At 62.6% G+C, this 12,942-nt stretch carries 12 protein-coding genes; 6 read left to right on the top strand and 6 right to left on the bottom strand.

All coding sequences use genetic code 11. The annotated features are described in order from the left end of the window. The first annotated feature begins 11 nt into the window (after positions 1–11). Together argE and argA are read left to right on the top strand one after the other, a co-directional pair. Positions 12–1,151, top strand: a complete 1,140-nt coding sequence (argE, locus tag BLT89_RS15440; protein WP_090197371.1) for an acetylornithine deacetylase — start codon at positions 12–14, stop codon at positions 1,149–1,151. Between the two features lie 161 nt (positions 1,152–1,312). Beyond that, positions 1,313–2,611, top strand: a complete 1,299-nt coding sequence (argA, locus tag BLT89_RS15435; protein WP_090197368.1) for an amino-acid N-acetyltransferase — start codon at positions 1,313–1,315, stop codon at positions 2,609–2,611. A gap of 41 nt (positions 2,612–2,652) precedes the next feature. On the opposite strand, the gene rmf is transcribed toward argA, so the two are convergent. Continuing rightward, positions 2,653–2,865: a ribosome modulation factor gene (rmf, locus tag BLT89_RS15430; protein ID WP_090197366.1), complete on the bottom strand. Its 213-nt coding sequence runs from the start codon at positions 2,863–2,865 to the stop codon at positions 2,653–2,655. Positions 2,866–2,974: 109 nt separating this feature from the next. Beyond that, on the bottom strand, positions 2,975–4,549 hold the full coding sequence (gene gshA, locus BLT89_RS15425; RefSeq protein ID WP_090197364.1) for a glutamate--cysteine ligase: 1,575 nt from the start codon (positions 4,547–4,549) through the stop codon (positions 2,975–2,977). A gap of 162 nt (positions 4,550–4,711) precedes the next feature. Between gshA and BLT89_RS15420 the strand changes: the two genes are divergently transcribed. Further along, positions 4,712–5,896, top strand: a complete 1,185-nt coding sequence (locus BLT89_RS15420) for a benzoate/H(+) symporter BenE family transporter (protein WP_231975033.1) — start codon at positions 4,712–4,714, stop codon at positions 5,894–5,896. On the opposite strand, the gene BLT89_RS15415 is transcribed toward BLT89_RS15420, so the two are convergent. Together BLT89_RS15415 and BLT89_RS15410 are read right to left on the bottom strand one after the other, a co-directional pair. Then, positions 5,893–6,291, bottom strand: a complete 399-nt coding sequence (locus BLT89_RS15415; protein WP_090197360.1) for a PaaI family thioesterase — start codon at positions 6,289–6,291, stop codon at positions 5,893–5,895. The genes BLT89_RS15420 and BLT89_RS15415 overlap by 4 nt on opposite strands. A 10-nt stretch (positions 6,292–6,301) precedes the next feature. Continuing rightward, on the bottom strand, positions 6,302–8,635 hold the full coding sequence (locus tag BLT89_RS15410) for a Tex family protein (protein WP_090197357.1): 2,334 nt from the start codon (positions 8,633–8,635) through the stop codon (positions 6,302–6,304). Between the two features lie 183 nt (positions 8,636–8,818). On the opposite strand from BLT89_RS15410, the gene ompR reads away from it, so the two are divergent. Together ompR and BLT89_RS15400 are read left to right on the top strand one after the other, a co-directional pair. Beyond that, positions 8,819–9,562 (top strand): osmolarity response regulator transcription factor OmpR, encoded by a 744-nt coding sequence (ompR, locus tag BLT89_RS15405; protein ID WP_090197354.1) that lies wholly within the window; start codon positions 8,819–8,821, stop codon positions 9,560–9,562. Positions 9,563–9,656: 94 nt separating this feature from the next. Further along, positions 9,657–10,976, top strand: coding sequence for an ATP-binding protein (locus tag BLT89_RS15400; protein WP_090199103.1), 1,320 nt, complete (start codon positions 9,657–9,659; stop codon positions 10,974–10,976). Positions 10,977–11,030: 54 nt separating this feature from the next. Here BLT89_RS15400 and rimK read toward each other — a convergent pair whose 3' ends face one another. Further along, a complete protein-coding gene (gene rimK, locus BLT89_RS15395) occupies positions 11,031–11,936 on the bottom strand; it encodes a 30S ribosomal protein S6--L-glutamate ligase (protein WP_090197351.1) in 906 nt (301 codons plus the stop codon). Beyond that, complete coding sequence (rimB, locus tag BLT89_RS15390; RefSeq protein WP_090197348.1) at positions 11,933–12,409, bottom strand: retropepsin-like aspartic endopeptidase RimB; 477 nt, start codon at positions 12,407–12,409, stop codon at positions 11,933–11,935. Before rimB ends, rimK begins: the two co-directional genes overlap by 4 nt. A gap of 94 nt (positions 12,410–12,503) precedes the next feature. Between rimB and BLT89_RS15385 the strand changes: the two genes are divergently transcribed. After that, positions 12,504–12,902: an RNA-binding S4 domain-containing protein gene (locus tag BLT89_RS15385; RefSeq protein ID WP_090197345.1), complete on the top strand. Its 399-nt coding sequence runs from the start codon at positions 12,504–12,506 to the stop codon at positions 12,900–12,902. Positions 12,903–12,942: the final 40 nt, after the last annotated feature.

Raw genomic sequence — 12,942 nt, 5'->3', positions numbered from 1 at the left:
GGAGATTGCCGATGTCTGTTCCTTCCCTGCAACACCGCTTCGCCGCGCTGCTGGCCGCGCCCTCGGTAAGCTGTACCCAGCCTGCGCTGGACCAGTCCAATCGTCCGGTGGTCGAGCTGCTGGCCGAGTGGCTGGATCTGCTGGGGTTCCGTTGCGAGCTGCAGCAGGTCGCCCCCGGAAAATTCAATCTGCTGGCAATTCGCGGTAGCGGGCCGGGCGGGCTGGTGCTGGCCGGGCATAGCGATACGGTGCCGTTTGACGAGGCTTTGTGGCGCTCCGATCCACTGCTTCTGAGCGAGCGCGATGGTCGCTGGTACGGTTTGGGCAGTTGCGACATGAAGGGCTTTTTTGCGTTGGTGATCGAGGCCGTGCAGGGCCTGCTGGAGCATGATTTTCGTCAGCCGTTGCTGATCCTGGCGACCTGTGACGAAGAAAGCTCGATGTCTGGGGCCCGCGCCCTGGCCGCTGCCGGCAAGCCGCTTGGGCGTGCCGCAGTGGTTGGCGAGCCGACCGGCTTGCGGCCGATTCGCATGCACAAGGGCATCATGATGGAGCGCATCGATATCCTCGGCCAGAGCGGACACTCCTCCGACCCCGGCCTTGGCCACAGCGCGCTGGAAGCCATGCATGCAAGCATTGGCGAACTGATCGGGCTGCGCCGGCAATGGCAGGCGCAGTACAGTAATCCGCAATTCAGCGTGCCACAGCCAACGCTCAATTTCGGCTGTATCCATGGCGGCGACAACCCCAACCGGATCTGTGGCCAGTGCTCCCTGGAGTTCGATTTGCGCCCCCTGCCGGGCATGGATCCGCAACAGTTGCGCGAGGCGATCCGGCAGAAGTTGCAACCACTGGCGGAGCGCTACCAGGTACGCTTGGATTATTCGCCGTTGTTTTCCAGCGTGCCGCCGTTCGAGCAGGCTGCCGATTGCGAACTGGTGCGCATAGCCGAGCGCCTGACCGGGCACACAGCAGAAGCGGTGGCCTTCGCCACCGAAGCACCGTATCTTCAGCAGCTTGGCTGCGAGACTGTGGTGCTGGGCCCTGGTGATATTGCCTGCGCACACCAGCCGGACGAATACCTGGAGCTGGCTGCCATCGAACCGACCGTGCGCGTGCTACGGGAGCTGATCTGTCATTACTGTCTCTGACTTCAAGGGAGCCTGAACGCAATGTTGCTGCGACGATAGCGCGGATTTCTCCTGCCGGTTGATGCGGCGGGATTGGGCAGGGTTGCCTGGTCGGCCCCTTGCCCTGGCTTCCGGCCCGGCACCGGGCGGGATGGGATCAAGGTTTTCTGGACGGGTTCTTCATGCACGATTACGTCAATTTGCTGCGTCACGCTACGCCTTACATCAACGCTCACCGCGAATGCACTTTTGTGGTCATGCTGCCGGGTGACGGTATCGAGCATGAGAACTTCGGCAACATTGTGGAAGATCTGGTGCTGCTGCACAGCCTGGGCGTGCGGCTGGTGCTGGCGATCGGCTCGCGTCCGCAGATTGCTGTACGTATGGCCGAGCGCGGCCTGACAGCGCACTACTACCGCAATCTGCGCATCACTGACGGACCAACGCTGGACTGTGTGGTGGATGCTGTCGGGCGGTTGCGTATCGCCATCGAGGCGCGTTTCTCCATGGACATGGCGTCCTCGCCCATGCAGGGCGCCCGCCTGCGGGTGATCTCCGGCAATTTCGTCACGGCCCGGCCGATTGGTGTGGTCGATGGCGTGGATTACCACCATACCGGCGAAGTCCGGCGCATTGACCGGCGCGGTATCAACCGCCTGCTGGACGAGCGCAGCATCGTGCTGTTGTCGCCGCTGGGCTATTCGCCGACCGGCGAGACCTTCAACCTGGCCTGTGAAGACGTGGCCACCCGGGCGGCCATCGAGCTGAAAGCCGACAAGCTGGTGCTGTTCGGCAGTGACGCCGGGCTGCTCGATGAGCAGGGCATGCTGGTGCGCGAGCTGCGCCCCCACGAGGTGTCGAAACATGTGCAGCGCCTGGCTGACAACTATCAGGCCGAGTTGCTGGAGGCGGCTGCCGAGGCCTGCCGGGACGGGGTCAAGCGCAGCCATATCGTCAGCTATGCCACCGATGGCTCACTGCTGACCGAACTGTTCACCCGGGACGGCAGCGGCACGCTGGTCGATCAGGAGCAGTTCGAGTCCTTGCGCGAAGCGAGCATCGAGGATGTCGGCGGGCTGATCGATCTGATCACGCCGCTGGAGGAGCAGGGGATTCTGGTGCGTCGTTCGCGGGATGTGCTGGAGCGCGAAATCGGCCAGTTCAGTATTGTCGAGCGCGACGGGCTGATTATTGCCTGCGCGGCGTTACACCCGATCCCTGACTCCCAGTCCGGCGAGCTGGCCTGCCTGGCGGTCAAGCAGGAATATCGCCACGGTCGCCGCGGTGACGAACTGCTCGAACGCATCGAGCAGCGCGCCCGCAAAATGGGCCTCAAGACGCTGTTCGTGCTGACCACACGTACCGCCCACTGGTTCCGTGAGCGCGGCTTTCAGCCCAGCACGGTCGAGCGTATGCCAGTGGCACGAGCCTCCCTCTACAACTTCCAGCGTAATTCACAGGTGTTTGAAAAGGCTTTGTAAGCTTTCGGCGCGGAGCGCAGCCGCCAGCGGAAGCGGCTGCCTCAGGCGCTTCTGGATTGCGGCTGCAGCAGGGCCTGCTCCTGGCCGTCACTCCAGCCGGCTTCCCAGGCAGCTTGCAGCACGTCTGCGGTATAGGGTTGCTGGTTCAGCGAGTGGCTGGTAAGACCAGCCATATAGCCCTTCTGATAGGCCTTGTTCAGGCTTTCCAGGCTCCACTGCTGCTCTTCTTCGGCGAGATGGTTGGTGTCGCCCATGGCACGGCTCATCATGTTGTGATGATTGCAGAATAACCGTGCCTGACGCCTGGCCGGTCGGCAGGCATCAGATATGTGACGCACTAGGCGTTTTACCCGGCGCGTCCGGCTAGCCGGTAATGCTGGCCTGATAAGCGGCAACAAAGGCATCGAAGGGTATCGAGTCACTCTGTTCGATTTCGGCCTGCTGGGCCAGCGACTGACTGGCGAGCGCTTCGTAGTTTTGCTGCTGCTCGGGGCTCAGTGGCTGGCTACGGAAATAGCGGGCATGTTGCAGACTCTGGCGCAGGGCAAAGCGGGTAAAGCTTTCCTGATTCTCGCGCAGGCTGTTCAATATTTGTGCCGAGGGTGTCAGGCCGGGATCGCTGACCTTGTCGCGCTGTGCCTGCAGGGCCTTGCCGTGTGGTGCCTGGGGCTGACCCCGATCGAGCAGGTTGGCGACAGCGGCAATGCGCTCAAGCAACCGGTTGGCCCAGTCCTGCAAAAGTACCTCGCCGCCATCGCTCTGCAGATGCAGCCCCGGCCGGCGGCCTTCGGTGACGACCTTGAGGAAGTTGTTGGTGCAGTCCCGGCACTCTATGCCGCCGAGGGTCGGGCTTTCTTCCAGTGCACAGAACAGCAGGAAGGCATCGAGGAAGCGTGCCTCTTCGAGGTCGATGCCCAGCGGCAGGAACGGATTGATGTCGAGGCAGCGAACCTCCACGTATTGCACGCCGCGGGCCAGCAGGGCCTGAATCGGTCGCTCGCCGCTGTGCACCACACGCTTGGGGCGAATGCTCGAGTAGTACTCGTTCTCGATCTGCAGAATGCTGGTGTTGAGCTGCTGCCATTCCCCGTCGCTGTGCGTGCCGGCGGCTACGTAGGGCGGGTAAGGGGTGGCGACGGCCTGGCGCAAGCTGCTGGTATAGCTGGCCAGATCGTTGTAGCAGGGCGTCAGGCCGGCCTGGGCATTGCTCTGGTAGCCCAGATCACTCATGCGCAGGCTGGTAGCCCAGGGCAGGTACAGCGTATCGGCATCCAGCTGTTGCAGGTCATGGGGACGGCCGCGCAGGAAGGCGGCATCGAGTGCTGGTGAAGCACCGAACAGGTACATCAACAGCCAGCTGTAACGGCGGAAGTTGCGGATCAGCGCGATATAGCTGGCGGATTGATAGTCGCAGCTACTGCTGTGGTCGTCTTCAGCCGCCTGCAGGACCGGCCACAGGGCTTCGGGAACGGAGAAGTTGTAGTGAATGCCGGCAATGCATTGCATGGTTCTGCCATAGCGCAGGGCCAGGCCCTTGCGATAGACATACTTCAGCTTGCCGATATTCGAATCGCCATAACGGGCAATCGGAATATCGTCTTCGGCCGGCAGCGGGCCGGGCATCGACGGACTCCACAGGTATTCATCACCCAGCTTGCTGTAGGCAAAACGGTGAATGCGCTCCAGGTCCGCCAGGGTTTCTGCCGGATCGGTTTCGGTCGGCGTGATGAACTCCAGCAGCGACTCGGAATAATCAGTGGTGATCTGGGCATTGGTCAGTGCCGAGCCCAGTGCTGCAGGGTGCGGCGTCATGGCCAACCGGCCATCGCCCTGGACACGCAGGCATTCGCGTTCGATGCCGTGCAGGCACTGGCGCAACAGGGACAGATTGTCAGGTGCGCCGAGTAGTGTCAGGCGGCGGTTGAAAAGATCGCTCACGGTGAGCTCCTTGACCGTTGGCCGAACAATATGGGGGCAGTTGCGGCACTCTACAAGTCTGTTGTGCCGTCAGGCAGAGAATCGGCTGCCCGCTGTTTTTCCGCCCCGCACTGCTGCTACCCTCGCGCTTTCTATCGTCATCGAGTGACCAGGAGTTGCCGGGTGGGCCAATTCAAACTGCCACGCTTTCTTGCTGACAGTTCCTTGTCGGCACTGGTTGCCGGCTTTATAGCCATGCTGGTCGGACATACCAGCGGCATGGTGCTGATTTTTCAGGCGGGACAGGCGGCAGGTCTGGACAGCGGCTTGATCACGTCGTGGATCTGGGCGTTATCGCTGGGCATGGCGGTGTGCACCATTGGCCTGTCCCTGCGTTATCGCCAGCCGGTGGTGGTGGCCTTTTCGACGCCGGGTGCGGCCTTGCTGATCAGCAGTTTGCCCGGTGTGCCGTTCAGTGAGGCGATTGGTGCCTATCTGGTCTGTGCGCTGCTGCTGATTCTGGTCGGCGTCACCGGCAGCTTCGAGCGGCTGATGCGCCGGTTGCCGGCTTCGCTGGCTTCGGCCTTGCTGGCGGGGATTCTGTTCCGCATTGCCAGTGAGATTTTTCCGGCGCTGCAGGCACACAGCGAACTGGTATTGGCGATGTTGCTCGGCTACTTGCTGCTCAAGCGCTGGCAGCCGCGTTACGCGGTGCTGGCGGCGCTGCTGGTGGGCACTGTTGTGGCTTATCTGTCGGGTCTGCTCGATCTGTCGGCCGTGCCGCTGGAGTTGGCCAGCCCGCAGTGGACCACGCCGGGTTTCTCCCTGAGTGCGATTGTCAGTATTGGTCTGCCGCTGTTTGTGGTGGCCATGGCCTCGCAGAACATTCCCGGACTGGCGGTGTTGCGTGCCGACGGCTACCAGGTACCGGCCTCGCCATTGCTCAGTGTCACCGGTATCGCCTCGTTTCTGCTGGCGCCGCTGGGCGCCCATGGGCTCAATCTGGCGGCTATCACTGCGGCCATCTGTACCGGCCCGCACGCCCATGAGGATCCGGCCAAGCGCTATACGGCGGCGATCTGGTGCGGAGTGTTTTACGCCCTGGTCGGCTTGTTCGGTGCCAGCCTGGTGGCGCTATTTACCGCGTTACCCAGTGCCTTGCTGATGTCCATCGCGGCGATTGCCTTGCTCGGTTCTATCGGCAACGGTTTGAGTGTGGCGTTGTACGAACTGCGCGAGCGCGAGGCGGCCTTGCTGACCTTTATGATCAGTGCCTCGGGGGTCAGCTTTTTCGGTATTGGCTCGGCGTTCTGGGGGCTGGTCGCGGGCATTCTGACCCTGCTGATCGTAAACCTGGGGCGGGATTAGCCGGCCGGGCTGTTGATCATGGCGAAGGTGCCCTGGGCCTTGGCAACTAATGTGTCGCCTTGCAGCACATCAGCCTCCAGCACCAGGGTGCGGCGGCCGGCGTGAATCACCTTGGCGCGGCAGACTACCTCGCCGTCGCTGACTGCGCGCAGGTAGTTGATCTTGCATTCCAGGGTGGCACTGAGCTGATCAAAGCCGTGGCTGTCCGAGCAGGCCAGGCCCATGGCGATATCCACCAGGGTGAAGAGCGCCCCGCCGTGCAGTTTGCCACCACGATTGCCCAGCTCGGGACGCATGCGCAGCCGCACCTCGGACTGGCCGTTGGCCAGGCTGATCAGCTCGGCGCCAAGCATGTTGTTGAAGGCGCTGCTCCGGTAGCTCGGTGGCATGTCCATGGGCAACTCCTCAGTTCTTTTTCAGCTGCTTGGCATTGGCGAACAGGGCAGCCATGCCGGCGTTGACCGGTGCCGGCTTGTCCTGGCTGGAATGCCGTTCGCTGCGCGGGCTATTGCCGCGATTAGCGCCGCCGCGCGGGCCTTCGACTTTCTCGCCGGGGGTGTCGGACAGACGCATGGACAGGGCGATACGGTTACGCGGAATCTCCACCTCCATCACCTTGACCTTGACGATATCGCCGGCCTTGACCACTTCGTAAGGGTCTTTGACGAATTTTTCCGCCAGCGCACTGATGTGCACCAGGCCGTCCTGATGCACGCCGATATCGACGAAGGCGCCGAAGTTGGTCACGTTGGTCACCACCCCTTCCAGCAGCATGCCGGGCTTGAGGTCTTTCAGGGTTTCCACGCCCTCCTGGAATTCGGCGGTCTTGAACTCCGGTCGCGGGTCACGGCCGGGCTTGTCCAGCTCCTTGAGGATGTCGGTCACCGTTGGCAGACCGAAGGTTTCGTCGGTGAACTGCCTGGGGTCGAGATGCTTGAGAAAGGCTGAGTCGCCAATCAGTGCGCGCACATCGTGACCGGTGTCGCGGGCGATGCGCTCGACCAGCGGGTAGGTTTCCGGGTGCACGGCGGAGGCGTCCAGCGGGTTGTCACCGTCCATCACGCGCAAGAAACCGGCAGCCAGTACGTAGGTTTTCTCACCCAGACGCGGCACCTGCTTGAGTGCCTCGCGGCTTTTGAACGCGCCGTTGGCGTCGCGGTGGGCGACGATGTTCTGCGCCAGCGTACTGTTGAGGCCGGAGATGCGCGCCAGCAGCGCAGCCGAGGCGGTATTCAGGTCGACGCCAACGGCGTTTACGCAGTCTTCCACCACCGCTTCCAGCGAGCGTGCCAGTTGCAGCTGCGACACATCGTGCTGGTACTGGCCAACGCCGATCGACTTGGGTTCGATCTTCACCAGCTCGGCCAGCGGGTCCTGCAGGCGCCGGGCGATGGACACTGCGCCGCGCAGGGTCACGTCGAGATCGGGGAACTCCTTGGCGGCCAGTTCCGAGGCCGAGTACACCGAGGCACCGGCCTCGCTGACCATGACTTTGCTCATTTTCAGATTCGGCAGCAGCTTGATCAGGTCGATGGCCAGCTTGTCGGTTTCGCGGCTGGCGGTGCCGTTGCCGATGGCGATCAGCTTGACCTGGTGTTTGGCGCACAGCTTGCCGAGCGCGGCGAGGGTGTCATCCCAGCGGTTGTGCGGTACGTGGGGGTAGACCGTGGCGGTATCCAGCAGCTTGCCGGTGCCATCCACCACCGCCACCTTGCAGCCGGTGCGCAGGCCGGGGTCGAGGCCGAGGGTGGTGTGCCGGCCGGCCGGGGCGGCCAGCAGCAGGTCATTGAGGTTGCGCGCAAAGACCTTGATCGCTTCGCTGTCGGCCTGCTCGCGCAGGCTGCCGAACAGGTCGGTTTCCAGATGGGTGTAGAGCTTGACCTTCCAGGTCCAGCGCACCACTTCGCTGAGCCATTTGTCGGCGGCGCGGCCGCGGTTTTCGATGCCGAAGCGTGCGGCGATCATGCCTTCACCGGGGTGCATGCTGCCCGGGGCTTCGTCGCCGACCTTGAGGCTGGCGCTGAGTACGCCTTCGTTACGGCCACGGAAAATCGCCAGGGCGCGGTGCGAGGGAGCGCTTTTGAACGGCTCGTCGTGCTCGAAGTAGTCACTGAACTTGGCGCCTTCCTGCTCCTTGCCGGCAACCACGCGGGCGCTGAGGGTGGCTTCCTGCTGCATAAAGTTGCGCAGCTGCTCGAGCAGACTGGCGTCCTCGGCAAAGCGTTCCATGAGGATGTACTTGGCGCCATCCAGCGCCGCCTTGGCGTCGGCCACTCCCTTGTCGGCGCTGATAAAGCCGGCGGCGGTGGTTTCCGGATCCAGCGTCGGATCATTGAACAGACGGTCGGCCAGCTCGCCAAGGCCGGCCTCCAGGGCAATCTGGCCCTTGGTGCGGCGCTTCAGTTTGTACGGCAGGTACAGATCTTCCAGACGGGTCTTGGTTTCCGCCTGATTGATCTCGCGGGTCAGTTCGGCGGTCAGTTTGCCCTGCTCTTCGATGCTGGCGAGGATGCTGGCACGACGCTCGTCCAGTTCGCGCAGGTAGCGCAAACGCTCCTCGAGCATGCGCAGCTGGGTGTCATCCAGACTGCCGGTGACTTCCTTGCGGTAGCGCGAAATGAACGGCACGGTCGAGCCTTCGTCGAGCAGGGCGATGGTCGCGGCCACTTGCTGCGGTAACACCGGAGTGCTGGAAAGAGCCGAGAGTTCGGCGGCGATGCGCTGGTTGATGCTGTTCATTCAACTACCTGAATTAAAAAAGAATTTCGACAAGCCAGGGGTGCCGAAGGAAAAGTCGGGGCATTATAAGCGCAGGCTGATTGGCTGCAGGCTATCATCGGGGAAAAATCTGCTAACAATGCAGCAGCGTTATGCCGCCGGCCTTGGGTAATAATGCCCGGCGTATTGAATCAAGGAGAGTTCATGAACAGTTCTACAGCGGTTGAAGGCGAAAAGATCCTCATCGTCGATGACGATGCCCGCTTGCGCAGCCTGCTTGAGCGCTTCCTCAGTGAAGAAGGCTATCGGGTGCGGTCGGTGGAAAACACCGAACAGATGGATCGCCTGTTGTCGCGGGAAATCTTCAATCTGCTGGTACTTGACCTGATGCTGCCCGGCGAGGATGGCATGTCGGCCTGCCGCCGCTTGCGCAGCACCGACAACCAGATGCCGATCATCATGCTCACCGCCAAGGGTGATGAAGCCAGTCGCATTCAGGGTCTGGAGGGTGGTGCCGACGACTACCTGTCCAAACCGTTCAACCCGCGCGAACTGCTGGCCCGCATCAAGGCGGTGTTGCGCCGTCAGGCGCCCCAGGTGCCGGGTGCGCCGGCGGGTGATGACGATGTGGTGACTTTTGGCGAATACAGCCTGTTCCTCGGCACCCGCGAGCTGAAAAAGGGTGACCAGATGCATATGCTGACCACCGGCGAGTTCGCGGTGCTCAAGGCGCTGGTGCAACATGCCCGCGAGCCGCTGACCCGCGACAAGCTGATGAGTCTGGCGCGCGGTCGTGAGTGGGATGCGCTGGAGCGCTCGATCGACGTACAGATTTCACGTCTGCGGCGGATGATCGAACCTGATCCGGCGAAGCCGCGCTATATCCAGACGGTCTGGGGCGTGGGCTATGTGTTCGTGCCGGATGGTGCCAAGGCATCCGGCGAATAATGCATTGCTCCGACCGATACAACACACTGCCTGCAGCGGGTAATTCGCGGCAGGCGGTGTGTTTTTCAATTGCGCTGTGGGTGGTCCGCCTTTCATGAAGATGCCCGGGTGGTTTCCGCAAAGTTTCTTTGCCCGGATCATCTTGCTGGTGCTCTTCGTCGTCATGTTTTCCAAGGCATTGACCCTTGCCTACCTGATGCTCAACGAAGAAATGCTGGTGGATCGGCAATATACCCACGGCGCCGCGCTGACCTTGCGGGCGTTCTGGGCTGCGGATGCCGGTCAGCGCGATCAGATTGCCGCCGCCACCGGTTTGCGCCGGGTCACGCTGGACGCCTTGCCCAAGGTCGAGGAGCATTTTCCCTATAGCCGGGTTTTTCTTGCGCAGATGCGCACGGAGCTGGGCCCCAGTACGCAAACCCGCCTGCGTATGCATGGACAGTCGGCGCTCTGGGTCTATGCGCCCTCGCTAGGGCCGGACTGGGTGATGGTGCCGCTGTACCCCTTTCCACTGAGTGGCGAGCGCATTCTTGGTGTGCTCGGCTGGTTCCTGGGTATCGGTCTGCTGTCGACTGCCGCCGCCTGGATATTTGTCGGCCAGCTGAACGCACCCTTCAAGCGTCTGGTGATTGCCGCCAGGGAATTCGGCAAGGGCCGCAGTGTGCGGCTGCCGACGACCGATTCGCCCCATGAAATTACCGAGGTATACCGCGCCTTCAACCAGATGGCCGAGGATGTCGAGCGGGCCGGGCGCGAGCGTGAACTGATGCTCGCCGGCGTTTCCCACGATCTGCGCACCCCCTTGACCCGTCTGCGTCTGGCCTTGGAATTCGTCCAGGGCGATGCCGAGCTGGCTGCCGAGATGGTGCGTGATATCGAGGATATGGATGCGATTCTCGATCAGTTTCTGGCCTTTATCCGGGATGGCAGTGACGAGCCACTGGAAGAGCTGGATCTGGCGGCACTGATCCGCGAGAGCGTCGCGCCGTACAACCACCCCGAAGAGAAGGTGCGTCTGTGCCTGGATACGCTGCCCAGGCTGCCGCTGCGACGGGTGTCGATGAAGCGGCTGCTGGTCAACCTGATCGACAATGCGCTGCACTATGGCGGTGAAGGGGTCGAAGTGGCCGCTGCAGTGGAGGGCGGACGTACCGCGCCGTATCTGGTGCTCAGTGTGCTGGATCGCGGGCCGGGCCTGAACGCGGCCGAGCTGGAGGCGCTGTTCAACCCGTTCATTCGCGGGGACAGTGCCCGAGGCGGCAAGGGCTCGGGACTGGGGTTGGCGATTGTGCGGCGGATAGCGGCGCTGCACGGCGGCAATGTCGAGTTGCGCAACCGTGCCGGCGGTGGTCTGGAAGCGCGGGTCTGTCTACCGCTGGGTCTGCTGCTGCCGCGCGAAGCCGGTCAGGGCTAAGCGGTTTCTGCTGCGCGCGCAGTCTGCCGCGCGGTCGGGAAAGTGCCTGGCGGCTCAACCCCGGCCGCGGGTGCGGGTACGGTCGGGCGCGGCATTTTTTTCCAGATAAGCGATCACCAGCCCGGCGACATCGCGGCCGGTGGTTACTTCAATGCCTTCCAGACCGGGTGAGGAGTTCACTTCCATCACCAGAGGGCCGTGGTTGGAGCGCAGGATATCCACCCCGGCCACCGACAGGCCCATGATCTTGGCGGCGCGGATGGCGGTGGAGCGTTCTTCCGGGGTGATACGGATCAGGCTGGCACTGCCGCCGCGGTGCAGGTTGGAGCGGAATTCGCCGGGCTTGGCCTGACGCTTCATCGCCGCGATGACCTTGTCACCGACCACCAGACAGCGAATGTCGGCGCCGCCGGATTCCTTGATGTATTCCTGCACCATGATGTTCTGCTTGAGGCCCATAAAGGCCTCGATCACCGACTCGGCAGCCTGTTCCGTTTCGCAGAGGACCACGCCAATGCCCTGAGTGCCTTCGAGTACCTTGATCACCAGCGGCGCGCCGCTGACCATGCGAATCAGATCCTCGATATCGTCCGGGGAGTGGGCGAAGCCGGTCACCGGCAAGCCGATGCCCTTGCGCGACAGCAGTTGTAACGAGCGCAGCTTGTCGCGCGAGCGGCTGATGGCGACCGACTCGTTGAGCGGAAACACGCCCATCATTTCGAACTGGCGCAGCACGGCGCAGCCATAGAAGGTCACGGAGGCGCCGATTCGCGGGATTACTGCATCGAAGCCCTCCAGAGGTTGCCCGCGATAGTGGATCTGCGGCTTGTGACTGGCGATGTTCATGTAGGCACGCAGGGTATCGATCACCACCATTTCATGGCCGCGCTGGGTTCCGGCCTCGACCAGGCGTCTGGTCGAATACAGGCGTGGGTTGCGAGACAGTATGGCGATTTTCATGGGGTACCTGTGGAAAGGCTGGAGGAGTAGGAAAGCGGTTTTTCTTGCACATACTTCAGCGCCGGATTGACCACCAGTTGACCGGCAACCAGGGCCTTGGCGCCGAGCAGCACGCGATATTGCATGCTCTTGCGGCAGGCCAGGGTGAAGTTGACTGGCCACACGCGGTCGCCCAGCGCCAGGGTCGTGAGGATCACGTAGCGGCTCTGCGTCTGGCCATTGGAGCTCTTGATGGTCTTTACTGCGACTACCTGCGCTTCGCAGGGGTGCCTGCGCTGCACCAGCGTGCCGAAATGGGCACTGAAACGCACCCAGTCCTTGCCATCGCGCTGGAATGGCTGGATATCGCTGGCATGCAGGCAGGAAGTGCTGGCGCCAGTATCTATTTTTGCGCGCAAGCCAATCATTCCGAGGGCGGGCAGGTCAATCCACTCGTTGAGGCCGACCACGCAGAGCTGATCAAAGGTTTTCAAGGTATTTATCCGGATGCGGACATTTGAGTCTAGACGACATGCCCTGGGTTGGCATCAGGCATGATGGTGCCAGATGCTATCAGGAGTGCCATGTATGAGTGGTGAGGGCGCGGAAAAAATCCGCCTGGACAAATGGCTCTGGGCGGCACGTTTTTTCAAGACCCGCGCGCTGGCCAAGGAGGCCATCGAGGGCGGCAAAGTGCACTGTCGCGGCGAGCGCTGCAAACCGGGCAAGGAGCCCCGTGTGGGTGATGAATACCAGATCCGCCAGGGCTTTGATGAGCGCAGTGTGATAGTCCGCGAACTGTCGGCGGTGCGCCGTGGCGCCGCGCAGGCCCAGTTGCTGTATGAGGAAACGGCGGACAGTCAGACCCGCCGCGAGGCAGCGGCGGCCCTGCGCAAGGCGGGGGCGCTGGGCGTGCAGACCGATGGCCGGCCGAGCAAGAAACAGCGCCGTCAGCTTCAGCAGTTTCGTGGCGGGCAGGATGCGTAGCGGCAGTCATTGTCACGGATTGACGACCGGGACTTGGTCG

Origin of the sequence: Pseudomonas pohangensis (assembly GCF_900105995.1) — a bacterium.
GTDB classification, from domain to species: Bacteria; Pseudomonadota; Gammaproteobacteria; order Pseudomonadales; family Pseudomonadaceae; genus Aquipseudomonas; species Aquipseudomonas pohangensis.
The sequence above is the reverse complement of the archived record's forward strand: the minus strand, read 5'-3'. Positions and strand labels throughout refer to the sequence as shown.

Coding starts and splice junctions, on each gene's coding strand:
- BLT89_RS15385 (WP_090197345.1), top strand. CDS start 12,504: ATGAGTGGTGAGGGCGCGGAAAAAATCCGCCTGGACAAATGGCTCTGG.
- BLT89_RS15400 (WP_090199103.1), top strand. CDS start 9,657: ATGAAGATGCCCGGGTGGTTTCCGCAAAGTTTCTTTGCCCGGATCATC.
- rimK (WP_090197351.1), bottom strand. CDS start 11,936: ATGAAAATCGCCATACTGTCTCGCAACCCACGCCTGTATTCGACCAGA.
- BLT89_RS15415 (WP_090197360.1), bottom strand. CDS start 6,291: ATGGACATGCCACCGAGCTACCGGAGCAGCGCCTTCAACAACATGCTT.
- BLT89_RS15410 (WP_090197357.1), bottom strand. CDS start 8,635: ATGAACAGCATCAACCAGCGCATCGCCGCCGAACTCTCGGCTCTTTCC.
- argA (WP_090197368.1), top strand. CDS start 1,313: ATGCACGATTACGTCAATTTGCTGCGTCACGCTACGCCTTACATCAAC.
- rmf (WP_090197366.1), bottom strand. CDS start 2,865: ATGGGCGACACCAACCATCTCGCCGAAGAAGAGCAGCAGTGGAGCCTG.
- ompR (WP_090197354.1), top strand. CDS start 8,819: ATGAACAGTTCTACAGCGGTTGAAGGCGAAAAGATCCTCATCGTCGAT.
- argE (WP_090197371.1), top strand. CDS start 12: ATGTCTGTTCCTTCCCTGCAACACCGCTTCGCCGCGCTGCTGGCCGCG.